The 25,002-nt window shown below is 66.2% G+C and carries 24 protein-coding genes and 1 other RNA gene; 14 read left to right on the forward strand and 11 right to left on the reverse strand.

The features are described 5' to 3' along the window. The first annotated feature begins 2 nt into the window (after window positions 1-2). The 3 genes from HDC94_RS07105 to HDC94_RS07115 are packed head-to-tail and all read left to right on the forward strand — an operon-like array spanning window position 3 to window position 1,256. The gene (locus tag HDC94_RS07105) at window positions 3-389 is read left to right on the forward strand and encodes a pilus assembly protein (protein ID WP_308495657.1); all 387 of its coding nucleotides are present in this window, start codon (window positions 3-5) and stop codon (window positions 387-389) included. Further along, window positions 361-807 (forward strand): hypothetical protein, encoded by a 447-nt coding sequence (locus tag HDC94_RS07110; RefSeq protein WP_179496195.1) that lies wholly within the window; start codon window positions 361-363, stop codon window positions 805-807. The genes HDC94_RS07105 and HDC94_RS07110 overlap by 29 nt, the downstream gene beginning before the upstream one ends. Next, the gene (locus HDC94_RS07115) at window positions 804-1,256 is read left to right on the forward strand and encodes a pilus assembly protein TadG-related protein (RefSeq protein WP_179496197.1); all 453 of its coding nucleotides are present in this window, start codon (window positions 804-806) and stop codon (window positions 1,254-1,256) included. Before HDC94_RS07110 ends, HDC94_RS07115 begins: the two co-directional genes overlap by 4 nt. Here the strand turns inward: HDC94_RS07115 and HDC94_RS07120 are convergent. After that, the gene (locus HDC94_RS07120) at window positions 1,253-2,506 is read right to left on the reverse strand and encodes an MFS transporter (protein ID WP_179498906.1); all 1,254 of its coding nucleotides are present in this window, start codon (window positions 2,504-2,506) and stop codon (window positions 1,253-1,255) included. The genes HDC94_RS07115 and HDC94_RS07120 overlap by 4 nt on opposite strands. 99 nt (window positions 2,507-2,605) lie before the next feature. Here HDC94_RS07120 and prfB point away from each other — a divergent pair, with 99 nt between their 5' ends. The 6 genes from prfB to smpB all read left to right on the forward strand — a co-directional run bounded on the left by prfB (window position 2,606) and on the right by smpB (window position 7,903). Beyond that, complete coding sequence (prfB, locus tag HDC94_RS07125; RefSeq protein WP_179496199.1) at window positions 2,606-3,715, forward strand: peptide chain release factor 2; 1,110 nt, start codon at window positions 2,606-2,608, stop codon at window positions 3,713-3,715. A gap of 9 nt (window positions 3,716-3,724) precedes the next feature. Next, window positions 3,725-4,216: a hypothetical protein gene (locus tag HDC94_RS07130; RefSeq protein WP_179496201.1), complete on the forward strand. Its 492-nt coding sequence runs from the start codon at window positions 3,725-3,727 to the stop codon at window positions 4,214-4,216. Window positions 4,217-4,364: 148 nt separating this feature from the next. Next, window positions 4,365-5,099: a cell division ATP-binding protein FtsE gene (gene ftsE / locus HDC94_RS07135; protein WP_179496203.1), complete on the forward strand. Its 735-nt coding sequence runs from the start codon at window positions 4,365-4,367 to the stop codon at window positions 5,097-5,099. Continuing rightward, window positions 5,096-6,013: a permease-like cell division protein FtsX gene (gene ftsX / locus HDC94_RS07140; RefSeq protein WP_179496205.1), complete on the forward strand. Its 918-nt coding sequence runs from the start codon at window positions 5,096-5,098 to the stop codon at window positions 6,011-6,013. The genes ftsE and ftsX overlap by 4 nt, the downstream gene beginning before the upstream one ends. 10 nt (window positions 6,014-6,023) lie before the next feature. Next, window positions 6,024-7,364 (forward strand): MFS transporter, encoded by a 1,341-nt coding sequence (locus HDC94_RS07145; RefSeq protein ID WP_179496207.1) that lies wholly within the window; start codon window positions 6,024-6,026, stop codon window positions 7,362-7,364. A gap of 62 nt (window positions 7,365-7,426) precedes the next feature. Then, window positions 7,427-7,903: an SsrA-binding protein SmpB gene (gene smpB / locus HDC94_RS07150; RefSeq protein WP_179496209.1), complete on the forward strand. Its 477-nt coding sequence runs from the start codon at window positions 7,427-7,429 to the stop codon at window positions 7,901-7,903. Here the strand turns inward: smpB and HDC94_RS07155 are convergent. After that, on the reverse strand, window positions 7,893-9,173 hold the full coding sequence (locus tag HDC94_RS07155; RefSeq protein ID WP_179496211.1) for an ion channel protein: 1,281 nt from the start codon (window positions 9,171-9,173) through the stop codon (window positions 7,893-7,895). The two genes, smpB and HDC94_RS07155, sit on opposite strands and share 11 nt — an antisense overlap. 31 nt (window positions 9,174-9,204) lie before the next feature. Further along, window positions 9,205-9,885 carry an SIMPL domain-containing protein gene (locus tag HDC94_RS07160; RefSeq protein ID WP_179496213.1) on the reverse strand — a complete coding sequence of 227 codons (681 nt, stop codon included), beginning with the start codon at window positions 9,883-9,885 and terminating at the stop codon, window positions 9,205-9,207. A gap of 167 nt (window positions 9,886-10,052) precedes the next feature. On the opposite strand from HDC94_RS07160, the gene ssrA reads away from it, so the two are divergent. Then, window positions 10,053-10,446, forward strand: a transfer-messenger RNA (tmRNA) gene (ssrA, locus tag HDC94_RS07165). Between the two features lie 234 nt (window positions 10,447-10,680). On the opposite strand, the gene HDC94_RS07170 is transcribed toward ssrA, so the two are convergent. The 7 genes from HDC94_RS07170 to aroA all read right to left on the reverse strand — a co-directional run bounded on the left by HDC94_RS07170 (window position 10,681) and on the right by aroA (window position 18,034). After that, window positions 10,681-11,574, reverse strand: coding sequence for a glycine betaine ABC transporter substrate-binding protein (locus HDC94_RS07170; protein ID WP_179496215.1), 894 nt, complete (start codon window positions 11,572-11,574; stop codon window positions 10,681-10,683). A 109-nt stretch (window positions 11,575-11,683) separates the two neighbouring features. After that, window positions 11,684-12,610: an ABC transporter permease subunit gene (locus tag HDC94_RS07175; protein ID WP_179496217.1), complete on the reverse strand. Its 927-nt coding sequence runs from the start codon at window positions 12,608-12,610 to the stop codon at window positions 11,684-11,686. After that, on the reverse strand, window positions 12,610-13,893 hold the full coding sequence (locus tag HDC94_RS07180) for a glycine betaine/L-proline ABC transporter ATP-binding protein (RefSeq protein WP_308495659.1): 1,284 nt from the start codon (window positions 13,891-13,893) through the stop codon (window positions 12,610-12,612). Before HDC94_RS07180 ends, HDC94_RS07175 begins: the two co-directional genes overlap by 1 nt. Before the next feature lie 360 nt (window positions 13,894-14,253). Continuing rightward, window positions 14,254-14,736 (reverse strand): septum formation family protein, encoded by a 483-nt coding sequence (locus HDC94_RS07185; protein WP_179496219.1) that lies wholly within the window; start codon window positions 14,734-14,736, stop codon window positions 14,254-14,256. A 57-nt stretch (window positions 14,737-14,793) separates the two neighbouring features. After that, window positions 14,794-15,585 (reverse strand): inositol monophosphatase family protein, encoded by a 792-nt coding sequence (locus HDC94_RS07190; protein ID WP_179496221.1) that lies wholly within the window; start codon window positions 15,583-15,585, stop codon window positions 14,794-14,796. Then, entirely contained in the window at window positions 15,582-16,613 is a 1,032-nt protein-coding gene (gene rsgA / locus HDC94_RS07195) for a ribosome small subunit-dependent GTPase A (RefSeq protein ID WP_179496222.1), read from the reverse strand. Before rsgA ends, HDC94_RS07190 begins: the two co-directional genes overlap by 4 nt. A 5-nt stretch (window positions 16,614-16,618) precedes the next feature. Beyond that, complete coding sequence (gene aroA / locus HDC94_RS07200; protein WP_179496224.1) at window positions 16,619-18,034, reverse strand: 3-phosphoshikimate 1-carboxyvinyltransferase; 1,416 nt, start codon at window positions 18,032-18,034, stop codon at window positions 16,619-16,621. A gap of 47 nt (window positions 18,035-18,081) precedes the next feature. Between aroA and HDC94_RS07205 the strand changes: the two genes are divergently transcribed. From HDC94_RS07205 to HDC94_RS07215, 3 genes are read left to right on the forward strand one after another with little or no spacing between them, the layout of a single operon-like run. Further along, window positions 18,082-18,807 (forward strand): sigma-70 family RNA polymerase sigma factor, encoded by a 726-nt coding sequence (locus HDC94_RS07205; protein ID WP_374757266.1) that lies wholly within the window; start codon window positions 18,082-18,084, stop codon window positions 18,805-18,807. Further along, window positions 18,804-19,034 (forward strand): zf-HC2 domain-containing protein, encoded by a 231-nt coding sequence (locus tag HDC94_RS07210; RefSeq protein WP_179496228.1) that lies wholly within the window; start codon window positions 18,804-18,806, stop codon window positions 19,032-19,034. Before HDC94_RS07205 ends, HDC94_RS07210 begins: the two co-directional genes overlap by 4 nt. Beyond that, a complete protein-coding gene (locus tag HDC94_RS07215; protein WP_179496230.1) occupies window positions 19,034-19,441 on the forward strand; it encodes a YccF domain-containing protein in 408 nt (135 codons plus the stop codon). The genes HDC94_RS07210 and HDC94_RS07215 overlap by 1 nt, the downstream gene beginning before the upstream one ends. Window positions 19,442-19,508: 67 nt before the next feature. Here the strand turns inward: HDC94_RS07215 and HDC94_RS07220 are convergent, their stop codons facing one another. Beyond that, the gene (locus HDC94_RS07220) at window positions 19,509-23,372 is read right to left on the reverse strand and encodes a multifunctional oxoglutarate decarboxylase/oxoglutarate dehydrogenase thiamine pyrophosphate-binding subunit/dihydrolipoyllysine-residue succinyltransferase subunit (protein ID WP_179496232.1); all 3,864 of its coding nucleotides are present in this window, start codon (window positions 23,370-23,372) and stop codon (window positions 19,509-19,511) included. A gap of 133 nt (window positions 23,373-23,505) precedes the next feature. On the opposite strand from HDC94_RS07220, the gene HDC94_RS07225 reads away from it, so the two are divergent. After that, window positions 23,506-24,945 (forward strand): GuaB1 family IMP dehydrogenase-related protein, encoded by a 1,440-nt coding sequence (locus HDC94_RS07225; RefSeq protein WP_179496234.1) that lies wholly within the window; start codon window positions 23,506-23,508, stop codon window positions 24,943-24,945. Window positions 24,946-25,002 lie beyond the last annotated feature (57 nt).

A 25,002-nucleotide genomic window follows, 5' to 3' on the forward strand; every position in this document is an offset into this window, starting at 1 on the left:
TCGTGCGACTTCGGGATGACCGGGGCTCCGCCGTCGCCGAGTTCGTCATGGTCGGGGCGCTGCTTACTGTGCTCGCGCTCGCAGTTGTGCAACTCGCGCTCGCGCTGCACGTTCGGAACACGCTCGTGGATGCCGCGGCCGAGGGCGCTCGGTACGCGTCACTCGCCGACTCGACCCCCGTCGACGGAGTGCTGCGCACACGCGAGCTCGTGACAGCTGCACTGGGGGAGGGGTACTCCATTGAGGTCGGGGCACGAGAGGTCGATTTCCACGGGCATCCTGCCGTGGAGATCACCGTGAGCGCAGCGCTCCCGATCGCGGGGCTGCTCGGGCCGCCGAGAGTTCTGGAGGTGTCAGGACATGCTGCGCTCGAGCCGGCCGTCGAGTGACGCTGGCACTGCATCTCTCGAGTTCATCGTGGCCGGGTTGCTGTTACTCGTGCCCCTTGTGTACCTCGTGCTCACGATCGGCCAGATCCAAGCGGCCGCGCTCGCGGCCGAAGGAGGCGCCCGTCAAGCTGCACGGGTCTTCGTGCTCGCACCCACCGCGGACGACGGCCGTGCAGCGGTCGAGACCGCCGTCGAGTTCGCGCTCGCCGATCACGGCGTCAAGGCCTCATCGATCGACGTTCGCATCACCTGCACGCCCACGCCCACCGAATGCCACACCCCTCGCGGATTCGTGACGGTGGCCGTCGCGCTGGAGGTTCCGCTCCCTCTCGTGCCGCCGATGTTCGGCGGCGAACTGACGGTGCCCATCGAAGCCAGTACCACCCAACAGGTCTCCCGCTTCTGGAGCGCCGGATGACGCCGCCAACCCTCCGAGACGACACGGGTTCGATCCTCCCGCTCGTGGCCGGCTTCACCGCCCTGGCCCTCACGATCGCGCTACTCGTCGCGGCGGCAACGTCCCTCTACCTTGAGCGCAAGCGCCTGCTCTCGCTCTCCGACTCGGCGGCTCTCGTAGGTGCGGAGGCCTACGACCTTTCGGATGTCACGGCCACCGACGGCATCGTCCGCGTCGAGCTGGCCGACGAGGACGTCAGCACGGCCGTGGAGCAGTACCTCGACGACCTGCCCGACACGTTCGAGGGGCTAAGGATCGAGGAGGCGACCTCGGTGGACGGGCGCAGCGCGACCGTGGAACTCTCGGCTCAGTGGCATCCGCCCGTCGTGTCGCCGCTCGTGCCCGACGGGCTCCGCATCGAGGTGACATCGACGGCGAGGAGCGTGTTCGGGAGCGAGCACAGTGCCTAACGCCGGTGCGGTGAGTACCGCGGAACATACCGCGCGAGCACACCAGCACCCACAAGACCGAGCACCCCGACCACCCCAGCGGCCGCCGAGATCGAGACCGCAGCAGTGATGCCAGCTATCAGCAGCGGGGCACCAGCCCCACCGATCCCTCCCGTGAATCGCCACGCTCCGAGGAACGGCGCCGGGTTGCCGGGCGGCGCGAGGTCGGCCCCGAGCGTCATCAGGATGCCACTGCCAACACCGTTCGCGGCAGCCAGGAGCATCGCGGCCGCGACGAACCACACCACCCGTCCGTCCACGTCGTGCGTGGCCGCGAGCACCAGGTGCCCGGCGCCGAGTCCGATCATCGACGGCACCGCGCTCCAGAGCCGACCCCAGCGGTCCATGATCGCCCCGCCCGTGTAGAACAGGGCGAAGTCGACGGCGCCGGCGATGCCGATGATGAGCGCAGCGTTCGTGTCGCTCACGCCGATGCTCACCGCCCACAGCGGGATGATCACGTTGCGACTCGCGCGCAGTCCACCGACGAGTGCGGCACCCACGCCCAGGCGCGAGAGCACCGCGCGGTTGTCTCGCAGGGTGCGGAAGAGGCCGGATGACTCGCCCTCGACGAGCGCCTCGCCCTCCCGCATCCGTCGCCCATCGAGCCGCACCGTCGCCACCGCGCCGAACGTCGTGGCCGGGTCGGGAAGGAGCACGAGGATGAGCACCGCGGCGAGCGAGGCCACGACGTGAATCCAGAACGCTGACGCGGCCGATCCGGTGAGCTCGATCGCGCCAGCGGTGAGGAACGGCCCGATGAAGAACCCGAGGCGATGCACGCCGCCGAGCGTCGAGAGCGCGCGGGCGCGGTAGGGGAGCGGCACGAAGCTCGTGAGGAACGCGTGCCGAGCGAGCGCGAAGACCGCAGCGGAGAGGCCGACGAGCAGGATGCCGAATCCGAGCGCGACGGGGTTCGGCGAGATGACGCAGATCACCAGGCCCACGATCGAGAGCGCAGCGGCCCCGATCATGGCTGGGCGCTCGCCGATGCGCGCGATCACCCACCCACTCGGGATGTTGCCGAACAGCTCGCCGAGCGTGAGAACCGCAGCAATCAGGCCTGCGACCGCGAGGCTCGCCCCGAGGTTGCCCGCCACGACGGGGATGATCGGGATGATCGCTCCCTCGCCGAGCGAGAACAGGAGGGTGGGGAGCAGCGCCGGGAGGGCTATCGACCCCCAGCGGAACGAGGGCTGGGCATCCGACACTCGTTCGATGCTACGCGCGGCTGGCACGCAGCATCCCCCCGGCTGGCGCTCAACGACTTCCCGGTAGGCCCAGTGACCTCCCGGTAGGCTGGGTGCGACATGGACGAGCTGGATATCACTGACGAAATTGCGGCGCTCCGCTCGACCTTCGCGGACATCCGCAGCGTGGTCGGCGTCGAAGCGCTCGAGGCGGAGATCGCCAAGCTGAGCGAGCAGGCCGGTGCTCCCGATCTGTGGGACGACACCGAGAAGGCGCAGAAGGTCACGAGCGCGCTGAGCCACCGCCAGTCGGAGCTCGCCCGCATCAACAGCATCGAGGGTCGCCTCGACGACCTCGAGATCATGGTGCAGCTGGCCAACGAGGAGCAGGATGCCGCGGCTGCAGCCGACGCGCGCGCCGAGCTCGCCGCCATCTCCGCCAACCTCGGCGACCTCGAGGTGCAGACCCTCCTCGACGGCGAGTACGACGACCGCCCCGCCGTCATCACCATCCGCGCCGGCGCAGGCGGGGTGGATGCCGCGGACTTCGCCGACATGCTTTTCCGCATGTACCTCCGCTGGGCAGAACAGCACAAGTACCCCGTGACGGTCATGGACACGAGCTACGCGGAGGAGGCCGGCATCAAGTCGGCCACCTTCGAGGTCGACGCGCCCTACGCGTTCGGCACGCTCAGCGTCGAGGCCGGAACTCACCGCCTCGTGCGCATGAGCCCGTTCGGCGCGGCGGGCAAGCGCCAGACGAGCTTCGCTGCGGTCGAGGTCATCCCGCTGCTCGAAGAGGCGACGGTCATCGACATCCCGGAGAACGACATCCGCGTCGACGTCTTCCGGTCGAGCGGCCCGGGAGGCCAGTCGGTCAACACGACGGACTCCGCCGTACGCCTGACCCACATCCCGACCGGCATCGTCGTTTCCATGCAGAACGAGAAGAGCCAGATCCAGAACCGCGCGGCCGCCATGCGCGTGCTGCAGTCACGCCTTCTCATCGTGCAGAAGGAGCAGGAAGCGGCGACGAAGAAGGAGCTCGCGGGCAACATCACCGCCAGCTGGGGCGACCAGATGCGCTCCTACGTCCTCGCGCCGTACCAGATGGTGAAGGACCTCCGCACGGAGTACGAGGTCTCCAAGCCCGACGACGTCTTCGACGGTGACCTCGACGGTTTCATCGCCGCGGGCATCAAGTGGCGCAAGCGCGCGATCGAGGACTAGAGGCACAAGGTGCGAGATGAGTGGGCTCCCCTGGTGGGCACTCGACGCATCGCGCGCCTATCCCGCTCGGTATCGAACGGCTTTCTTGACCTGCTTCTGGTTCCGCTGCAGGTGATCGGCTTCGCGTTCTCGAAGGGGGGCGAGGTATCCGTGAATTTCAGCTCCGGTCGTCTCCGGTTCGGTCGCCACGAGATCCCGTTCAGCGAGATCGACACCGCGAAGACCGCAGCGGATGCCGCGATCCCCGGCAACATCGACCTGCACCTCAGCACCAGCCGGGGGAGCGGTTTCGTGGTGCAGCTGCACAACGGCGTGGAGTCGATCATCCCGGAGGCCACCCGTGCAGCGCTGCTCCGGGTCATCCCCTTGACTTCGATCGCGCTACCCACCGACCCCTTCGACCCGACGGGAAAGAACTCGCGCCGCATCTTTCCGCATCACCTCTCGCGGGATGCAGCGTACCGACTCGTTCTAGACCCGCCACGGGATGCACACATCTGAGGCGACACGCCGGCTGCGGCATCCCGAACCAGGCGCGCCCCGCGGAACGTGTGCAGGCAGCCACGCCCCGACCCCCGATCCTGAGAAAAACAGCCGCGGGGGTGTCGTTCCGCGGCTTCTGGACACGTCAACTTAGGCTGACCCCGTCATGATTCGCTTTGATTCCGTCACCAAGGCATACCCCGGCACCTCGCGGCCCGCGCTCAACAACGTGAGCCTCGAGATCCTCAAGGGGGAGTTCGTCTTCCTCGTGGGCGCCTCCGGATCCGGTAAGTCGAGCTTCCTGCGCCTCATCCTCAAGGAGGAGACGCCCACCAAGGGTGCCATTCACGTGCTGGGTCAGTACCTGAACACCCTCGCGAGCCGCAAGGTTCCGTACTTCCGTCGCAACCTCGGTGTGGTCTTCCAGGACTTCCGACTCCTGCCCAACAAGACGGTGTTCGACAACGTGGCCTTCACCCTCCAGGTGATCGGCAAGTCGAGGGGGTTCATCCAGGAGGCGGTTCCGGATGCCCTCAAAATGGTCGGACTCGCAGGCAAGGCGAATCGGCTGCCGCACGAACTGTCCGGTGGCGAGCAGCAGCGTGTCGCGATTGCGCGCGCGGTCGTGAACAAGCCGGCGATCCTGCTCGCGGACGAGCCGACGGGCAACCTCGACCCCGCGACATCCGCAGGCATCATGACGCTCCTCGAGCGCATCAATCTCGGGGGAACGACCGTCATCATGGCAACGCACGACGCGGGCATCGTCGACCAGATGAAGCGCCGCGTGATCGAGCTCACGAGCGGCCAGATCATCCGCGACGAGCGCCAGGGCGGGTACCAGACCCAGGCGATCCCGGTGCAGGGCTTCGGCCGCGCCACGACGGAGGTCGTCCCGTGAGGCTCGGTCTGATCCTCGGCGAGGTCGCCAACGGCCTCCGCCGCAACATGAGCATGGTCATCTCGGTCGTGCTCGTCACCTTCATCTCGCTCACCTTCGTCGGCGCGGCCATCCTGCTCCAGATGCAGATCGGACAGATGAAGGGCTACTGGTACGACCGCGCGCAGGTCGCCGTCTACATGTGCACCGACGTCGACACGACCGGAAACTGCACGCAGACCGCTGCGACTGAGGCGCAGATCGCGGCCGTCGAGAGCCAGCTCACCTCTCCCGCCCTCTCGCCCTACATCGAGCGCTTCGAGTTCGAGACGCACGAGCAGGCGTACGAGAACTTCCAGACCCAGTTCGCCGACAGTCCCATCGCGGCGTTCGTCACCCCGGAGACGCTCAACGAGAGCTTCCGCGTCAATCTCATCAATCCCGCCGACGCCGACATCCTCATCGAGAGTCTCTCCGGTGCGGCCGGCGTGCAGAACGTCGAGGACCAACGTGGGTACCTCGACCAGATCTTCTCGATCCTCAATGCGGCGAGCTACACCGCGATCGGTGTTGCCGCGCTCATGCTCATCGCGGCGGTGCTGCTCATCGCGACGACCATCCGTCTCAGTGCGTTCTCGCGACGGCGGGAGCTCGGGATCATGCGCCTTGTGGGCGCATCGAACCGTTTCATCCAGACGCCGTTCATCCTCGAGGGTGTCTTCGCGGCACTCATCGGTTCGCTGCTCGCAGGCGGTGCGATCGTGGCGATAGTGCAGTTCTTCGTTCAGGGATACCTGCAGTCGACGCTCCAGGCGACGACTACGCTGGTGGGCCTGAGCGACGCGGTGGTGGTCGTGCCGATTCTCGTGGTGGTGGGTGCAGCCCTCGCCGCGGCATCTGCAGGCGTTGCCATCAGTCGCTATCTCAAGGTTTAGGAACATTCCCATGGCCGCACAAGAGCGGGAAGAGCTCGAAAACAGCGAGCTTGTGAGCGCTAACCCGCGCTCGCGCATCATCGTCGCGAGTCTCATCGGCACGTCGATCGAGTTCTACGACTTCTACGTGTACGCGACAGCAGCCGTGCTGGTCTTCCCGACGTTGTTCTTCGCCAACGAGGACCCGACGATCGCGCTGCTGGCGTCGTTCGCGGTCTTCGGCGTCGCCTTCGTCGCCCGACCGATCGGCTCCATCCTCTTCGGTCACTTCGGCGACAGGATCGGCCGCAAGGGCACGCTCGTGGCATCCCTTCTCACGATGGGTATCGCGACGGTGCTCATCGGGGCGCTGCCCACGGGCATCACGCCCGGCTGGGAGATCATCGCGCCCGCGCTGCTCGTGCTCCTCAGGTTCAGCCAGGGCCTCGGCCTCGGCGGCGAGTGGAGCGGTGCCGCGCTGCTCGCGACCGAGAACGCGCCCAAGGGAAAGCGCGCCATCTACGGCACGTTCCCGCAGCTGGGCGCGCCGATCGGCTTCATCCTGGCGAACGGGGTGTTCCTCATTCTCGCGTCGTCGATGGATGCCGCACAGTTCCTGGCCTGGGGATGGCGCATCCCCTTCCTCGCAAGCGCAGTTCTTGTGGTGATCGGCCTCTACGTCCGTTTCAAGCTCGTCGAGACACCCGCATTCCAGAAGGTCGTGGAGCGCGGGGAGGTGGCATCCCTGCCGTTGGCCACCGTCTTCAAGACCAGCTGGCGCCCGCTCATCCTCGGCACGTTCATCATGCTGGCCACGTACACGTTGTTCTACCTGATGACCACGTACACGCTCACCTACGGAACGACGGCGACGGATGCCGCGAACCCGGGTCTCGGCTACTCCCGCAACGACTTCCTCCTCATGCTCATCATCGGGGTGGTGTTCTTCGGAATCTTCACGCTCGTCTCCGGACCGCTCGCCGAACGCTGGGGACGCCGTCGGCTCCTTATCGGCACGACGATCGCCATCATCGTGTTCGGCCTGCTGTTCGTTCCGCTGTTCAGCGGCGGGCAGATCGGTGTCATGGCCATGCTCATCATCGGGTTCACCCTCATGGGTCTCACGTTCGGTCCGATGGCCGCCGTGCTGCCGGAGCTGTTCCCGACGAATGTGCGCTACACGGGATCCGCCATCAGCTACAACCTGTCGAGCATCCTCGGTGCCGCGGTCGCTCCGTTCATCGCGGTCGCGTTGTGGGCGGCGGCGGGTGGAAGCCCCATTCTGGTCGGTGTCTACCTCTCCGCGATGGGTGTCATCACACTCGTCGCGCTCATCATCAGCAAGGACACCGCGGACGTCGACTACGTCTGACCCGACCGTCAGGCTAAACTGATGGGCTGCTCGCACAGAGCGCATCGCAGACGGAGAGATTCATGCCCAGGGAACGTGGCCAGAAGGTTGTCGCCAGCAACCGCAAGGCACGACACGACTACCTCATCGAGGACACGTACGAGGCTGGCCTCGTGCTGACCGGTACCGAGGTGAAGTCGTTGCGCCAGGGTCGGGCGAGCCTGGTCGACGGCTACGGCTACATCGACGGGGGAGAGGCGTGGCTCGACGCCGTGCACATCCCCGAGTTCAACCAGGGCTCATGGAACAATCACCCGCCGCGTCGTAAGCGCAAGATGCTGCTTCACAAGGCCCAGATCCTCAAGATCGCGAACAAGATCAGCCAGGGCGGCTACACGCTCGTGCCGCTGTCGATCTACTTCTCCGACGGCAACGCCAAGGTGGAGCTCGCCGTGGCCAAGGGTAAGCGTGAGTACGACAAGCGTCAGACCCTGCGCGAGCGGCAGGACAAGCGCGAGGCCGAGCGCGCCATGCGCAGCCGCAACAACCTCAACGAGTAGCTGGTTCCGTCTCCGCTGGCACGTGCACGATCATCTCGGGCGCTTTCCTCGCGACGAGCCAGACGGGCAGCACGACGATGCAGAGCATCGGGAGAGTCTCGATCTGTCCGGTCACTGCCGTAGCGATGAACAGGGCGAGCCAACCATCCCGGCCGACAACGAGCACCATTCCGAGCACACCGCAGGCTACGGCGAGGGCGAGTGGCAGGATCGGGATCACGAGGTGTCCGAGGATTCCGATCGCTACTCCGAGAAAGACCGCGGGGAAGATCCTTCCACCCCGGAACCCGGAGCTCGCCGACACGACGAGTGCCAGCACCTTGATTCCGATGATGACCAGGAGGGCGACGACGGTGAGCGAGTCGATGGATTCGACGAGCTCACCCATCTCGGTGACGCCCTTGAACAGCGTGATCGGGCCGCCGATGGCACCGAGCACACCCAGGGTGAGACCTCCGAGGGTTACGTAGATGAGCGGGTGCCGCAGGCGATGGAACAGCCGATGTGTCGCGGGGAAGATCAGGACGGCAATGATGGCGACTCCGGCCGCGAACAGGGCAACGAGCGAGCCCGTCACCAGGTCGAGTGGACTCGGATTGTCGTACTGCGGCAGGTGAAGGCTCAGCGGGGCGACGCCGAGGAAGATCATCGTGGCGGCGCCTGCACCCGCGGCGGCGACCGGCAGGAAGAGTTTGTCCCACAGTGAACCCTGTCCTTGTGCGGCCAGCAGCCCGGTGAGCAGCAGCGCGGCGGCGACGGGGGTTCCGAACATCGCGCCGATGGTTGCCGATGCCGCCATCGTCGCGACCAGCTGCTGTGGGAGGCCGGGAACGAACCGCGCCAGAAGCGCGACCGCGAGGGCCGTGTTGATAGCGATGATCGGGCTCTCCGGGCCGAGGCTCACACCACCGGCGAGGGCGAAGAAGATGACGAGAGCCACTCCGGGGAGAGCCTTGAGCGGCAGAACTGGTGCCATGAGTTCGACTGTTGCCGAGTCGAATCCGCCGTGCCCGGGCGCAAGCCAGACCACGAGCCCCACGAGTGCCCCCGTGATGGTGAGGACCAGAAGTATCCACCACCACGAATCGCCGTCGAACCCCAGGCTCGCCGGAACCACCGACCACATCCAGGCCTCGGCCGCGGATGACGCGTGCTCGAGCAGCCACAGAGCGAAGGCTGACACCGCCCCGATGACGAGGGCGGGGAGGGCACCCAGAAGGAGTCGACGACTCGAGGGTGTGGACGGGGGCGCGGGTGGCGTCTCGCTCATGGCCGCAACGCTAGCAGTCGAGCCAGGTGACCTACCGCGCGATGAATCGCGCGTCCACGACCGCCGAGACGGCGATCTCCTCGGGCTTGAGCGCGAGCTGCGGGGCGCCACCGAAGTCGGCTGAGGCCTTCATCGCCGTGCGGTACATCGGCGGGGCCGGGGCAACTCCGCCACCTGCCGGGTCGCCGAGCATCCCGGGGTCTGCGAGGGCGGTTGCAGTGACCGACCCGAGGCCGATGCTCTGTGCGAATACGGATGCCTTGGCCACGGCATCCTTCACGGCCCGGGATCGCACCTCCGTCGTCACTGACGTTCTCGTGGACTCGGTGAGGTCCCACGTGATGCCCCCGACCGAGGTGTCCTCGATGGCAGCGACGGACTCGACCCATTCCGCAAGGGCCGCGAAGTCCTTGAACTTCACGGAGAAGTCGACGGCGGCGTGGAACACCGGGTCGAGTTGCTTGCCCTCGTTGTTCCACGGGCGCTCCGACCACACCCGTACGGAGTCGGACGACCACCACGTGACGGGACCGTTCTTCGCGTCGTGGATGGTGTCAATGAGTGACCGCACGGCGTCGGCGGATGCCACGGCACGACCGAACACCTCGTCACGACTGTCACCCCACGCGTGAACCGACGCGAACGCCGTGGCACGTTCTGCGGGGTACCACGCCGAGTGCTCGCCCTGGACGGTGATGATCGTGTCAGCCATGACTTCTCCTGGATCGTGGGATGCCCAGCGGTGCTCGCGACGGGCGAACGGGTGCAAGCATCCTCGCATAGCGATGCTGTGAGAACCGGCGTAAGCTAGAAGGCCGCCTACTCCTGTCTTGGAGCGGCGGGTTGACAACTCCACAGCGCGACAACGACCTTATGCATGGGGATGATCGGTTTCGACATTGCCTGCAAAACTGCGAGAAGCGGGTCGAGGATGCAGGGTTATCTCGTTAACGATCTCTGCAAAACAATAAGTGCCGATTCCAATCGCACTGTCTCGGCTAAGGCTGACCTCGCCCTCGCGGCGTAGTCTCCTTACCCACTAAAAGAGACCGTCAGTCCGGGAATGCCCTCTACCCGGATCCTGGCGTCATCAAGAGGGATTGCTGTGCAGCTAGGCCTTGGGGCTGCACGGGACTCTAACTAGGGCTGGGCTCGTCGACTTAGGTGCTTGTGGCAAATGTCGGAGCCGAGCAGAACGCTTTCACAAGCTACACCCGTAGAAGGCGCAGGATTACAGCAGTGGACGGGGGTTCAATTCCCCCCATCTCCACCACGACACGGTCCGCCGCCCACAGGGCGGTGGACCGGGGCGTTGTCGCGCTGGGGGGTTGCGAAGCCCTTCTCGGGTGGGCCCCGCCGCGCCGGTTCCGACGCGTTGCGCAGCAACGTGGCGGCCGTGCCGGTGGGAGTCAATTCCCCCCATCTCCACAACACCCATCTCCACCACAACACGACGCAGCGCCGACCACCTCACGGGTGGCCGGCGCTGCGTGTTTCACGTACGTGACTAGCTTGTGAGGCTGTCGACGTACTCCTGGTTGTCGGCGATCCACTGCTCCACGAGGGGGCCGAGGTCGTCGGTGTCGTTCTCCACGAACAGGACGTTCTCGAGGGAGTAGAGCTGCTCGAGGTCCATCTCGAAGTCACTCAACCATGCGGCGACCTCAGGGAAGTCGTCCGAGAAGCCGACGCGGCTGAAGGAGTGCAGGCTCTCGGTTCCGCCGAGCGCGCCCTCGGGGTCTTCGAGGTTCTTGATCGGGAACGCGCCGTAGGCCCAGTGCGGCTCCCACAGCGTCACAACGACGTTCTCACCAGCATCCGTCGCGGCCTTGAGCTCGGTGAGCATAGCTGCGGTCGATGAGGTGGTGAAGGTCATGTCGGTGAGTCCGTAGCCGGGGATGACCTCGTTCTCCATGGCAGCGGTCAGGCCTGCGCCCGGCTCAATGCCGACGATCTGGTCGCCGAAGAGGTCCGCGTTGGCGGCAAGCTCGGAGAGCGAATCGATGGGTGCATCCGCGTTGACGGCGACAGTCAGTTTCGACTCGTCATTCCAGGCGCCGAGGTCGACGATCTCATCGCCGAACTCCTCAACGTACGCTGCGTGAGTGCCGGGCAGCCACACGTCGGTGGTGAAGTCGTAGTCGCCGGTGGAGAGTCCAGCGAAGAGTGGCGCGACGTCGGCGTACTCCAGGGAGACGTCGTAGCCCTTGCTTTCCAGTACGGCCTTCCAGAGCTCGGACGTGGCGATGCCTTCATCCCAGCCGTTGAAAACGGCGAGGGTGATCGCGGTGGGAGCCGTTCCGTCTCCTCCTGCGTCGTTGGTGTCCTGCGGTGCGCACCCGCTGAGGGCGAGTGCGGTGGCGGCAGTGACGGCGAATATCGCTGTCGTGCTCTTCTTCATACTGTGTTTCCTTCCTCGGCGGGGAGAGTCTCTCCTCGCCGCTCACGACGATGCGCACTCTGTGACGCATCGTGCACGGGCCCCGTGAGGGGTCCGCGAGTCTTGATAGCTAGGCGTTGACCTTCTCTGGCGAGGCGGTGGTCGCCGCGGCCTCGTCGCCACGTTCATCTCGAGGAGCCTTCAGGAAGGCGAGAACCCTGTCGAAGTATCCGCGTCCGGAGCCGAACGCACTGGTCAGGCGATCGAGGAGGATCGCGAGGATCACCACAGAGAGCCCTGCCTCGACTCCGAGCGCTGTGTCGAGGCGACCCAGGCTCGCGACGATCTCGCCTCCGAGACCGCCTGCACCCACGAGGCCGGCGATAACGACCATCGACAGCGCCAGCATGATGACCTGGTTCACTCCCGCCATGATCGTTGGCAGGGCGAGAGGCAGTTGAATCTGGCGCAGGATGCGGGCGGGGGATGCGCCGAACGCATGTCCGGCTTCCACGACCTCTTTGTCCACGCCGCGCACGCCCAGCTCCGTGAGTCGAACCCCGGGAGCCATGGCGAAGATGATCGTCGCCACGATTCCGGGTGCAACACCGACACGGAAGAGCAGGAGCGCCGGGATGAGATAGACGAATGCGGGCATCGTCTGGAGGAAGTCGAGGACGGGTCGCAGGATCGAGGAGAACACCTGCGATTTCGCAGCAGCGATGCCCACCGGGACGCTCACCACAATGGCGATGAATGCCGCGACGAGCACCAGAGCGAGCGTCTCCATCGAGTGTCCCCATTGATTCATGGCAACGATCAGCAGGAGGCTCCCTGCGGTGAGCAGAGCAAAGATCCACCCGCGGGCAAGAAGGCCGAGCACGCTGAAGGCGATGATGATGACCCAGAATGGCGGGCTGCTGAGCATCCATTCGACGGCGTCATAGAAGCCGAGGAACACGGTGCGCAGCACCAGGAAGAATCCAGCGAAGTTGTCGACGATGAAGTCGACGAGTCCTTCAGCCCAGTCTCCGATGTGAATGCGGGGGAAGTCCATCAGCGCGCACCTGCCTTCGATGTGTCGGTCGTCGTGGCAAGTATCTGATCGACAACATCGGTGGGCAGCGGAGGTTGAAGTACCGCTATCTCCTCGGTGCTGGTGCCGGGGCCGAGAGCGACCAGGAGTGTGACGCGGGGTACGACTCCCACGAGGCGCCCGGCATCGTCGACGACAGCAACGGGGAGTGGGGTTTCCACCGACGGAACGAACAGGTCGATCAGTGGTGTCGACGCGAGCACCGGCTGGTCGACCTTCCGCACGATGGCGTCGATGCTCGTGCTGCCCTCTCGCACGAGCCTGAGGGCATCCCGGTCGTGGACGATCCCGCGAAGAGTGCGGTCGCGACCGACGACGTACGCGGCGGAGGTCTGGAGGTCGCGCATCGTCTTCAGCGCAGCGCGGGGACCAGCCGTGGACTGCACGAGAGGGCGCGCCGGCTCCATGACGCTCGCGGCGGTGAGTACTCGGGCACGGTCGACATCGCCGACGAACTGCGCGACATAGTCGTTTGCCGGATCCGTGAGGATGTCCTCCGGCGTGCCGATCTGCACGATACGGCCGTCGCGCATGACAGCGATGCGATCTCCGAGCAGCATCGCCTCATTCAGGTCGTGGGTGATGAAGACGATCGTTTTGCCGAGGCTCGATTGGAGTTCGAGCAGTTCCTCCTGCATCTCCCGACGAATCAGCGGGTCGAGCGCGCTGAAGGCCTCATCCATGAGGAGCACGTCGGTATCCGCCGCCAGGGCGCGCGCGAGACCCACCCGCTGCTGCATCCCACCGGAGAGCTCGGACGGAAGCCGGTCGCCCCACCCGCCAAGCCCCACGAGTTCCGTCGTGGTGCGGGCGCGCTCGAGGCGTTCCGCTCGGGCAACGCCCTGAATCTCGAGCCCGTACGCGACGTTCTCGAGCACAGTCCGATGCGGAAGTAGCGCGAAGTGCTGGAAGACCATCGAGATCCGCTCGCGTCGAATTGCGCGGATGCGACGCGGAGAGGCACCCGTGATCGTGTCGCCGCCGATCGATACGGAGCCGGAGGTTGCCTCCAGGAGTCCGTTGAGCATGCGGATGAGCGTCGACTTGCCGGACCCTGATAGGCCCATCACGACGAAGATCTCTCCTTCGCGGACGTCGAAGGAGGCGTCGATGACGGCCGCCATGGTGTCGTCGCCAAGGTCGTCGCGCGTAGCGCCGCTCCGTAGCTTCTGCACGGAGTCGAGAGGATTTCTGCCGAAGACCTTGAATAGTCGTTCAACGTGGAGGGCAATGCTGTCAGTCACGGATTCCTGTGCCCACGCGAATAGCGCGGGTCTCGGGTTACGTCCGGGCGCTCAGGTCGCTATCGATGTCTCGAGGGATCGTGATGATCCCGAGTCGTCCGACGTGCAGACACGAGCAGCCATACGAACGTCACACTGTCGGTAACGTTCGCGGCCTGGTTGTCAGGGCGGGTACTCCTCGGTCGTGTCGGACGCGTCGCCGGGAGGCACAGCCGAACCTAGCGTCGTTAGCTCGTCATCTCCACCTGAGGAACCGAGCACGATTCGCCGAACCTGTCGAAATCCCCGTACCTCCGGTGAACTGACCCTCGCGGCGTCGCCCGGTCGTTGTGAAGTCGTTACCGCGGTCGGTCACGGAAGCTACTCCGCCGAGCCCTCCACAGAGCCCGTGATCGGCCCCGTCTCGTCGAAGAGGTAGCAGAGGATCTCGCGATCCCCTTCTGCCCAGCTCTCCTCGGTGGGGAAGTAGTAGCCGATCGAGTACTTGGAGTCACCCGCTTCGATGCCGGTGAACGTTGCGAAGTTCGCGGTACAGTCGGCGTTGGCCTGGGCCGTGATGGTCTCCTCGTCCGGGAAGTCCCCGTCCGGAATCTGCACTGAGGCGAAGACCTCGCTCTCGTGCGGCTTCTCGCACTCGATCGTGGGGACCGTGTCGACCTCGCCGACGCCGCTGTCGTTGAGACAGTCCCCGACGACGATGGCGAAGGCATCCGTGTCCACCCCGTCAGCCGTGTTGACGTCCGTGGGCTCGGGGGCGCCAGCGCAACCGGCCAGGGCAAGAGCAGCGGTAGCGATCAGGATGACGCCGTATCGGCGCGTGAGCGAGGTCGAGATCGTGGCCATGGCCGGTGCCCCTTAGGAAGTCTGTGTGCGGTCAGGGACCTGAGAAGAATCGTCGGTCTACTGGGAGTTTAGTGCGGCAAGAACGCGATCGTGCAGCAACCCATTCGTCGCCAGTGCCGATCCGTTCCATGGCCCCGGCACGCCATCCACCGAGGTGAATCGCCCGCCAGCCTCCTCGATGATGGGGATGAGCGCGGCCATGTCGTAGGGCTTCAGGTCGAACTCGCTGACGATGTCGAGTGCGCCCTCCGCGAGCAGCATGTACGACCACATGTCGCCGATCGCGCGTGAGCGCCACACGCTTCGCGAGAGTGCGACGACGTCGTCGAGGCGCCCCTCCTCATCCCAGCCCTGCAGGCTGTTGTAGCTGAGGGATGCATCGGCGATCTCGCTCACCCCGCTGACCGCGAGTCTCTTCGGCTCCTCGCCGTGTGACATCCCCCATGCACCGTGGCCCGCCGCCGCGTACCAGCGACGCCCGAGCGCGGGTGCGCTCACCACTCCCACGATCGGGATCCCGTCGATGGCAAGGGCGATGAGCGTGCCCCAGATCGGCACTCCCCGCAGGAAGTTGGCGGTTCCATCGATCGGGTCGATGATCCACTGGCGGCTTCCCGTGCCCTGCGTTCCGTACTCCTCACCCAGGATGGAGTCGCCGGGCCGAGCCGCCTCGATGCCGCTGCGGATGCTGCGCTCCACCGCCTGGTCGGCGTCTGTCACGGGCGTGCGGTCCGGCTTTGTCGTGACGACGAGATCCACGGAGTGGAACCGGTCGAGCGACAGCAGGTCGGCGTTGCCGGCGAGGGAGAGGGCGAGCGAGAGGTCGTCTGCGGGGGAGTAGTCCGTCACGATCCCAGCGTAGCGATGAGCCGCTGGAACGAGTCGAGGCGCTGCCGCCCGGCCTCACCGAGCTCGCCGGCCTGGACGCCCAGGATGATCGCGCAGTCCGGTGTGCCCGGTAGGTGCGTGCATCCGCGAGGGCAGTCCTCGGCGAGCCCGGCCAGGTCGGTGAAGGATGCAAGGATGCTCGCCGGATCCACGTGGCCCAGCCCGAACGACCGCACACCCGGCGTATCGACGATCCACCCATTGCCGAGTCGGTACGAGATGGTGGAGGACGACGTGTGCCTTCCGCGCCCCGTGACGTCGTTCACGCGCCCGATCGCGCGGTTGGCGTCGGGTACGAGGGCGTTCACGAGCGTCGACTTTCCGACGCCCGAGTGACCGACAGCCACCGTGGTGTGCCCGTCGAGCAGTTCGATCAGTTCGTCGATGGGCACGGCATCCGACCCGCTCGTGACGATCGTGAGGTCGAGCCCGGCGAAGTTCCCGAGGAACTCGGCAGGGTCGGCGAGGTCGGTCTTCGTGATGACGAGGATCGGGTGGATGCCCGCGTCGTAGGCCGCGACAAGGTACCGGTCCACCAGCCGGGGTCGGGGCTCGGGGTTCGCGGCGGCCACAACGATGAGCATCTGGTCGGCGTTGGCGACGATCACGCGCTCGACGGCGTCGGTATCGTCGGCGCTGCGACGGAGCAGTGTAGTGCGGGGCTGGATGCGCACGATGCGTGCCAGGGAGCCTTCCGAACCGGTCGTATCACCCACGAGATCCACGTAGTCACCGGTCACGATGGCCTTGCGGCCCAGCTCGCGAGCGCGGGTAGCGACGATCTGTCGTTCCTCCGCGCCTCCCTCGTCGACCCAGACACCGTATCGACCGCGGTCGACGCTGAAGACGCGGCCGGGTATCGCGTCCGTGTGCTCGGGGCGGAGTTTGCTGCGCGGCTTGTTGCCCTTGGGGTTCGGGCGCACACGGGCATCCGTCTCGTCGTACTCGGACCAGGCGTCCTCGTCGTCGGAGTCGGTCAACCAGCTCATACGCGCTACAGCGTTCCGAGTTCGCCGGATGCGGACGTGCCTTCGGCGACAGCGAGCGTGCGACCGGTCCACAGGGCCGCGAACTGGGGGAGTGTCTTCGAGGTGGTGTCGATGTCCTCGACCTCGACGCCCGGCACCGCGAGCCCGATGATGGCTCCGGTCGTGGCCATCCGGTGGTCCTCGTAGGTGTGCCACAGTCCGGCGCCAAGCGGTGCGGGTTCGATCGCGAGACCATCATCGAGCTCCGTGACATTGCCGCCCAGGCCGTTGATCTCGGCGGCAAGAGCCGCCAGCCGGTCGGTCTCGTGACCGCGAAGATGACCGATGCCGGTGATGCGGCTGGGGGTGCTCGCCAGCGCAGCGATCCCCACGATCGCGGGGGCGAGCTCGCCACCCGCGGACAGATCGATGTCCACACCCGGAAGAGTCGCGCCGCCCAGAAGGCCAACGCCTCCATCGACAGTGAGGGAGCCATCGGCCCGCGTCACTCCCGCTCCGAAGAGCGGAAGGATCGTCTCGAGGTGCGCGCCTACCTGAGTGGTGACATCCGGCCAGCCGTCGATCGTCACTGTGCCGCCGGCCACGATGGCGGCCGCGAGGAACGGCGCGGCATTCGAGAGGTCGGGCTCGATGTCGATCTCGCCACCGGCAATCGCCTGCGGTTCGACGGTCCAGAGGCCCGGCTCCGGGCTCTCCACGGTGACTCCGCGGGCGGCGAGGCACTCGATGGTCATCTCGATGTGCGGGATGCTCGGCAGGTGCTCGCCCGTGTGGCGCAGCCGGAGGCCGCGCGTGAACCGTGGTGCCGAGAGCAGAAGGCCCGACACGAACTGGCTGGACGCGGATGCATCGATCTCGAGCTCGCCGCCCTCCACCGATCCCGTTCCGTACACGCTGAAGGGGAGCACGCCGCGTCCATCGTCGTTCACGTCGACGCCGAGGGTACGGAGAGCGTCGATCATCGTGCGCATCGGGCGACGGCGGGCGCTGGCATCCCCGTCGAAGACGACGGGACCGAGCGCGAGGGAGGCGACCGGCGGAACGAAGCGCATGACCGTGCCGGCGAGTCCGCAATCGATGGACGAACTACCGATGAGTTCGCCGGGGGTGATGAGCAGATCGGGTCCGAACTCGCCGTCGCCCTCCACCTCCTCGATGGTCGCGCCGAGGTTGCGCAGGGCCTCGATCATGAGCGCGGAGTCGCGCGAATGCAGCGGCCTGCGCAGGAGCGTGGGGGAGTCCGCGAGGGCGGAGAGCACGAGCTCACGGTTGGTGAGACTCTTGGAACCGGGGAGTTGGAGGCGTGCATCCAGCCGTCCGGTTGCGGTGGGCGCGAGCCACGGACCGGACTCGTCGACGGGCACGAGCTCGTCATCGCCATAGGGACTGAACTCGGGACCGGAATACCTGTAGACCTGCATCGGTTACCACAGTATCGGGCCATTCGACCCTCGCGAGGAGATAGCGCATGCTGGCACAGGTACTGGAACGCGATACGCGCGTACCCGGCGACCTAGACTGGGCGCTGATGAGTACCGAGACGCCCTTCGAGGGCGACGACCAAACCGCAGCCGAGACTCCAGGCGAAGGGGTTGACCCCACTAGCGCGGAGGCCCTCCGCGCTCTCTTCGAAGAGCAGGCCCTCCCCTACATGGACCAGCTCTATGCCGCGGCGATGCGCATGACGCGCAACCCGGCCGACGCTGCTGACCTCGTCCAGGAGACCTTCGTCAAGGCGTTCCAGGCCTTCGGCCAGTACACGCAGGGCACCAACCTCAAGGCGTGGCTGTACCGCATCCAGACCAACACCTTCATCAACACGTATCGCAAGAAGCAGCGCGACCCTTTCCAGGGGAGCATCGACGACCTCGAGGAGTGGCAGGTCGGCAGCGCCGAGTCGGTCACCCAGTCGCGGTCGACCCGCTCGGCGGAGGCCGAGGCCATCGATCACCTGCCCGATAGCGATGTGAAGGAAGCCCTGCAGGCGGTTCCCGAGGACTTCCGCCTGGCGGTGTACCTCGCCGACGTCGAGGGCTTCTCATACCAGGACATCGCGGACATCATGAAGACCCCCGTGGGCACCGTGATGAGCCGCCTCCACCGCGGGCGCCGCATGCTGCGCGAGCTGCTCGCCGACTACGCACGCGAACGCGGCATCGTCGCCGCACCCACCTCATCGAGGAGCACGAAATGACCGACTGCGGATGTGACAAAGCCAAGGCGGAGCTCGAGGAGTACCTGCACCGCGAACTCAGCCCCGAGGACTTCCAGGACATCACCGACCATCTCGAGGGCTGCGAGGACTGCTCGACCGAGCACCTCGTGGGCATTACGCTGACCCTGAAGATGCAGAAGGCGTGCCAGGAGAAGGCTCCAGAGGAGCTTCGGGCGGCCATCATCGCCCGATTGGAGAACGCATAGTGAATACAGTCCTGAACATCATCTGGTTGGTGTTCTCGGGCTTCTGGCTGTTCCTCGGCTACGTGCTGGCCGGCATCATCTGCTGCATCCTCATTGTCACGATTCCGTGGGGAATCGCCTCCTTCCGGATAGCCAACTACGTGCTGTGGCCCTTCGGTCGCCAGGTCGTGCAGAAGCCGACGGCTGGAGCCTTCACGTTCATCGGTAACGTCATCTGGTTCATCTTCGCCGGACTGTGGCTCGCGATCGGACACATCGTCTCCGGCGTCGCCCTGGCGATCACCATCATCGGCATCCCGCTCGCGATCGCCGACTTCAAGATGATCCCGATCTCGCTGGCCCCGCTCGGCAAGGAGATCGTCCCGACCGGTGGCCGCACGATCGTCGCGCCCCAGCTCACGAACTAAATTCTGAGGTAAGGCAAACGGCCCCTCTCGCTTGCGCGGGAAGGGCCGTTTCGCTTACCTCAGGTAGTTACAGGGCGAGCGCTCGGTTGATGAGGTCGGCCTGCTCGATGGCGCTGCGCTTCGAGGAGCCCGTCGCGGGAGACGCGGATGCCGGGCGCGAGGCCACCTTGATGGTGCGACCCTGCAGGTGCCGAACCACTTCGAGGCACATGAACGGCCAGGCACCCTGGTTCTCGGGCTCATCCTGCGTCCACACGAGGTCGGCGTTCGGGTACTGCTCGAGAACGCGGTTGAGGCCCTCGGCGGGAACCGGATAGAACTGCTCCATCCGCACGACCGCGATGTCCTGCACCTCGCGCTTGTCGAGTTCGGCGATGAGGTCGTAGTAGATCTTGCCGGAGGTGAGCAGAACGCGCTTGATCGCGCTCTTGTCCGCGAGGCGGTTGTCGTCGATCACGGGCTCGAACTTTCCGCTCGTGAAGTCCGATACCTCGCTCGTGGCGCCACGCAGTCGCAGCATCGCCTTCGGGGTGAAGACGATGAGCGGGGTGCGCGGACGCTCGTAGGCCTGGCGGCGGAGGAGGTGGAAGTACGACGCTGGTGTCGAGGGGCGCGCGACGGTCATGTTGTTCTCCGCGCACAGCTGCAGGTACCGCTCGATCCTCGCGGAGGAGTGGTCCGGCCCCTGGCCCTCGTAGCCGTGCGGCAGCAGCAGCACGACACTCGAGCGCTGACCCCACTTCTGCTCGGCGCTCGAGATGAACTCGTCGATGACTGTCTGGGCGCCGTTGGCGAAGTCGCCGAACTGTGCCTCCCACAGCACGAGAGCGTCGGCACGCTCCACGGAGTAGCCGTACTCGAAGCCCATCGCCGCGTACTCGCTCAGGAGCGAGTCGTAGATCCAGAGCCGAGCCTGGTTCTCCGTGAGGTTCGCCAGCGGCAGCCATTCCTGGCCGTTCTCACGGTCGTGGAGCACCGCGTGGCGCTGGACGAAGGTGCCGCGCCGGGTGTCCTGGCCCGCCATGCGTACGGGAGTGCCCTCGATGAGGAGCGAGCCGAGAGCGAGAAGTTCACCGAAGCCCCAGTCGATGTTGCCGTTGCGGCTCATGTCGACGCGCTTCTTGAGGAGAGCCTGCAGCTTCGGATGCACGGTGAACCCGGCAGGCGGGTTGTCCTGTGCGTCGCCGATGAGGTGAATGACCGACTCCGGCACCGCCGTCGATTCCGGCTCGCCCGCGGGCTGCTCGTGGCGCTGCGACTCTGGCTTCTCGAGATCGGCCACGGCCTCGCCATCCGCCGTGATGATCGGGATCGTGCCCGTCTGCGCGGCATGGGTCTCGGCGAACGCACGCTCGAGGCTGTCCTGGAAGCTGCGGTGGGCAGCCTCGAACTCCTCCTGCGTGATGTCGCCACGACCGACGAGGGCCTCAGTGTAGAGGGTGCGCACCGAACGCTTGGCCTCGATCAGGTTGTACATGAGCGGCTGCGTCATCGAGGGGTCGTCGCCCTCGTTGTGACCGCGTCGGCGGTAGCAGATGAGGTCGATGACGACGTCGCGGTGGAACGCCTGGCGGTAGGCGAACGCGAGTTCGGCGACGCGCACCACGGCCTCCGGGTCATCCCCGTTGACGTGGAAGATCGGTGCCTGGATGGTCTTCGCGACATCCGTCGAGTAGGTCGACGTGCGACCCTCCTTCGGCGGGGTCGTGAAGCCGACCTGGTTGTTGATGTTGACGTGGATGGTGCCACCCGTGCGGTAGGCACGGAGCTGCGACATCTGCAGGATCTCGACCACGATGCCCTGGCCGGCCATGGCGGCATCGCCGTGGACCATGAGGGGCAGCACGCTGAACGAGCCGATGGGCCTGCGGTCCTGCTTCGCGCGAACGATGCCCTCAAGCACGCCGTCGACCGCCTCGAGGTGCGACGGGTTGGCCGCGAGGTAGACCGGAATGGTCTCGCCGCCAGCAGCGGTGAACGAGCCCTCCGTTCCGAGGTGGTACTTGACGTCGCCGGAGCCCTGGACGGTCTTCGGGTCCTGGGTTCCCTCGAACTCACGGAAGATCTGCCCGTAGGTCTTGCCCGCGATGTTGGTCAGCACGTTGAGGCGACCGCGGTGGGCCATGCCGATCGCGACCTCCTCCAGCTGCTCCTCCGCCGCCTTCTGCAGCACCGCGTCGAGGAGTGCGACGAGGGACTCGCCGCCCTCGAGGCTGAAGCGCTTCTGGCCGACGTACTTCGTCTGCAGGAACGTCTCGAATGCTTCGGCCTCGTTGAGCTTGCCGAGGATGCGCAGCTGCTCGTCGTGGCCGGGCTTGGTGTACTTCTGCTCGACGTGCTCCTGGAACCAGCGACGCTGCACCGGGTCCTGGATGTGCATGTACTCGATGCCGATCGTGCGGCAGTAGGAGTCGCGCAGCACACCGAGGATGTCGCGCAGCAGCATCGTGCGCCTGCCGCCGAAGCCGCCCGTGACGAACTCGCGGTCCAGGTCCCAGAAGGTCAGGCCGTGGCTCGAGATGTCGAGGTCGGGGTGCGAGCGCTGGCGGTACTCGAGAGGGTCGGTGTCGGCCATGAGGTGACCACGCACACGGAAGGCGTTGATGAGCTCCTGCACGCGGGCGGTCTTGTCGACGTTGTCGGCGAGATCGACCGAAATGTCGGCAGCCCAGTGGATGGGGTCGTAGGGGATGCGAAGTGCCGCGAAGATCTCCTGGTAGAAGTCACGCTCGCCGATGAGGAGCTCGTGGATCTTCTTGAGGAACTCGCCGGAGCCCGCACCCTGGATGACGCGGTGGTCGTACGTGCTCGTGAGGGTGATCGTCTTTCCGATCGCCAGCTCGGCGAGGGTCTTGGGGCTCGCACCCTGGAACTCGGCCGGGTACTCGAGGGCACCAGCGCCGACGATGCATCCCGCGCCGCGCATGAGACGGGGAACGGAGTGCTCAGTGCCGATGCCGCCCGGGTTGGTGAGCGAGATCGTGTTGCCCTGGAAGTCGGACGCGGTCAGCTTGCCTGTGCGGCCACGGGCGACGACATCCTCGTAGGCGACGAGAAACTCGCCGAAATCCATCGTGTCGGCGCGCTTGATGCCGGGAACGACGAGCGCGCGCGTGCCATCCGGCTTGGGGATGTCGATCGCGATCCCGAGGTTGATGTGCGCGGGGGTGACCACCGACGGCTTGCCGTCGACCTCGTCGTAGTAGACGTTCTGGCTCGGGAACTCCTTGAGCGTGCGAACGATCGCCCACGCGATGAGGTGCGTGAACGAGACCTTGCCGCCTCGCGCACGCTTCATGTGGTTGTTGATCACGATGCGGTTGTCGATCATGAGCTTCGCGGGGATGGTGCGAACACTTGTGGCCGTCGGCACCGTGAGGCTCGCGTCCATGTTGGCTGCGAGGCTCTTGGCTGCACCCCTGAGCGTGGCGACCACGTTCTCGGGCTCGGGCTCGGGCTCTGCCGGGGAGGCCTGGGTCTTGATGGGCGCTGTGGCCGGAGCATCCGCCGGGATCGGCTGGCGCTGGGCCGGGGTCGAGGTGGTTCGCGCCACGGGCTGGGAACCAGTCGTCGGCGGCACCGGCTCGGCTGCCGGGGCACTCTCGGCGACGGGCTCGGGGATCTGCGCCTCGCCACCGACCTGCGCCTCAGGGGTGGCGTCACTCGTGGCCGGGGCATCGGCGGCGGGAGCCTCGAGGGAGGTCTCCGCAGCGGCCTCGGCGCCCTGCGTTGCACCCACGATGTCGATCGCCCCGGTGGGGGTCGGATCGAGTGTTCGCTGGTAGTTCTCCAGAATCGGCCACCAACTCTGGTCCACCGAATTCTTGTCCTCGAGGTAACGCTCGTACATTTCATCCACGAGCCACTCATTGGCTCCGAATTCGCCGGAGGAATCACCCTCCGGAACGACTCCGGTCACTTGGCTTGACACAGCCGACCGCCCACTTCCGGTTCTCTCGTCATGATTGACAACTGGCGGTTCCGGGTGAGAACACACCGACGACCAGCGTACTTGTTTTTCCTGAGCGGGAGGTGGGCTTACAGGCCGGGAGTAGCGTTAATTCATGCGCTTCTATGAGACGAGTCCGACTCACGATCTGACCTACTCCGATGTCTTCCTCGTGCCCTCCCGATCGGCGGTCTCGAGCCGGCTCGACGTGTCCCTCGCACCGCCGGATGGCACGGGTGCGAGCATCCCGATCGTCTCCGCGAACATGAACTCGGTGACCGGTCCCCGGCTGGCCGCCGCGCTCGCTCGCCGGGGTGGCCTAGGGGTGCTCCCGCAGGACATGCACCACCAGGATCTCGACGCGGCGATCCGCTGGGTGAAAGCGCAACCGGTGGGCTGGGATGCCGCGGTCGAGCTGTCCGCGGAGGCCACCGTCGCCGACGCACTCGAGCAGATCCCGCCGCTCGTCGGCCACGGACTCGTCGTCCACGACGCCGGCGGCACCTACCTCGGAGCGGTGCCGGCCGAGCGTCTCGCCAGCGCGATGCCGGATGCCCCGATCCGCGACCTCATCGGACCTCAGGGCCCCTCCATCGATGTCGACGAACTCACGGGACCGCGCGCGGCCTTCGATCTCATGGTCGCCGCTGACATCGAGTTCGCGCCGGTGCTGCACGACGGACGCGTCGTCGGCACGATCAGCCGCAAGGGCGCACTGCGCTCCACTCTCTACCAGCCCGCACTAGACGCGCAGGGCCGACTCAAGGTCGCCGCCGCGATCGGCATCAACGGGGACGTCGCGGGCAAGGCGCGCGCGATCGTCGATGCCGGCGTCGACGTGATTGTGATCGACACCGCCCACGGCCACCAGGACGGCATGGTCGCAGCAATCCGCAAGGTCGCTGCTCTCGGACTCGGGGTTCCGATTGTTGCTGGCAATGTCGTCACCGCCGAGGCTGTGCGCGATCTCGTGGAGGCCGGGGCATCGATCATCAAGGTGGGTGTCGGCCCGGGTGCCATGTGCACGACGCGCATGATGACGGCCGTCGGGCGTCCGCAGTTCTCCGCGGTACTGGAGACGGCGGAGGAGGCGCGCAAGCTTGGCGCACACGTCTGGGCGGATGGCGGTGTGCGCTACCCGCGGGACGTCGCACTCGCGCTCGCAGCTGGCGCGGCATCCGTCATGATCGGATCCTGGCTCGCGGGAACGATCGAGGCGCCGGGAACGCTCGCAGTGGATGAGTCGGGCAGGGCCTACAAGGAGAGCTGGGGCATGGCATCCACCAAGGCCGTCAAGGAGCGCTTCGACCGTCTCGACGCGTATGAACTCGCCCGCAAGACACTCTTCGCCGAGGGCATCTCGAGCTCGAAGATCTACCTTGACCCGCAGCGTCCCTCGCTCGAGGACCTTCTCGACATGATCACCTCAGGTGTGCGCAGCTCCCTGAGCTACGCAGGGGCGACGACTCTGGAGGAGTTCCAGGAGCGCGCACTCGTGGGCATTCAGTCCGCCGCGGGCTACGAGGAGGGCAAGGCGCTGCCGGTGTCCTGGTAGCGATTACCCAGCCGACGTTCTGTAGACTCGTCGCACTTATGGACGACCCTCCCTCTA

This window comes from Leifsonia sp. AK011 (assembly GCF_013410945.1).
Classification (GTDB): Bacteria; Actinomycetota; Actinomycetes; order Actinomycetales; family Microbacteriaceae; genus Rhodoglobus.

What these genes read in the sequence shown, in the direction of transcription:
- HDC94_RS07160 (WP_179496213.1), bottom strand. Translation starts at nt 9,885, where the DNA reads ATGGCTGACACGATCATCACCGTCCAGGGCGAGCACTCGGCGTGGTAC.
- HDC94_RS07175 (WP_179496217.1), bottom strand. Translation starts at nt 12,610, where the DNA reads ATGGACTTCCCCCGCATTCACATCGGAGACTGGGCTGAAGGACTCGTC.
- HDC94_RS07145 (WP_179496207.1), top strand. Translation starts at nt 6,024, where the DNA reads ATGGCCGCACAAGAGCGGGAAGAGCTCGAAAACAGCGAGCTTGTGAGC.
- rsgA (WP_179496222.1), bottom strand. Translation starts at nt 16,613, where the DNA reads ATGAGCTGGTTGACCGACTCCGACGACGAGGACGCCTGGTCCGAGTAC.
- HDC94_RS07210 (WP_179496228.1), top strand. Translation starts at nt 18,804, where the DNA reads ATGACCGACTGCGGATGTGACAAAGCCAAGGCGGAGCTCGAGGAGTAC.
- HDC94_RS07225 (WP_179496234.1), top strand. Translation starts at nt 23,506, where the DNA reads ATGCGCTTCTATGAGACGAGTCCGACTCACGATCTGACCTACTCCGAT.
- ftsE (WP_179496203.1), top strand. Translation starts at nt 4,365, where the DNA reads ATGATTCGCTTTGATTCCGTCACCAAGGCATACCCCGGCACCTCGCGG.
- prfB (WP_179496199.1), top strand. Translation starts at nt 2,606, where the DNA reads ATGGACGAGCTGGATATCACTGACGAAATTGCGGCGCTCCGCTCGACC.
- HDC94_RS07155 (WP_179496211.1), bottom strand. Translation starts at nt 9,173, where the DNA reads ATGAGCGAGACGCCACCCGCGCCCCCGTCCACACCCTCGAGTCGTCGA.
- HDC94_RS07170 (WP_179496215.1), bottom strand. Translation starts at nt 11,574, where the DNA reads ATGAAGAAGAGCACGACAGCGATATTCGCCGTCACTGCCGCCACCGCA.
- HDC94_RS07115 (WP_179496197.1), top strand. Translation starts at nt 804, where the DNA reads ATGACGCCGCCAACCCTCCGAGACGACACGGGTTCGATCCTCCCGCTC.
- HDC94_RS07110 (WP_179496195.1), top strand. Translation starts at nt 361, where the DNA reads ATGCTGCGCTCGAGCCGGCCGTCGAGTGACGCTGGCACTGCATCTCTC.
- HDC94_RS07185 (WP_179496219.1), bottom strand. Translation starts at nt 14,736, where the DNA reads ATGGCCACGATCTCGACCTCGCTCACGCGCCGATACGGCGTCATCCTG.
- aroA (WP_179496224.1), bottom strand. Translation starts at nt 18,034, where the DNA reads ATGCAGGTCTACAGGTATTCCGGTCCCGAGTTCAGTCCCTATGGCGAT.
- smpB (WP_179496209.1), top strand. Translation starts at nt 7,427, where the DNA reads ATGCCCAGGGAACGTGGCCAGAAGGTTGTCGCCAGCAACCGCAAGGCA.
- HDC94_RS07205 (WP_374757266.1), top strand. Translation starts at nt 18,082, where the DNA reads ATGCTGGCACAGGTACTGGAACGCGATACGCGCGTACCCGGCGACCTA.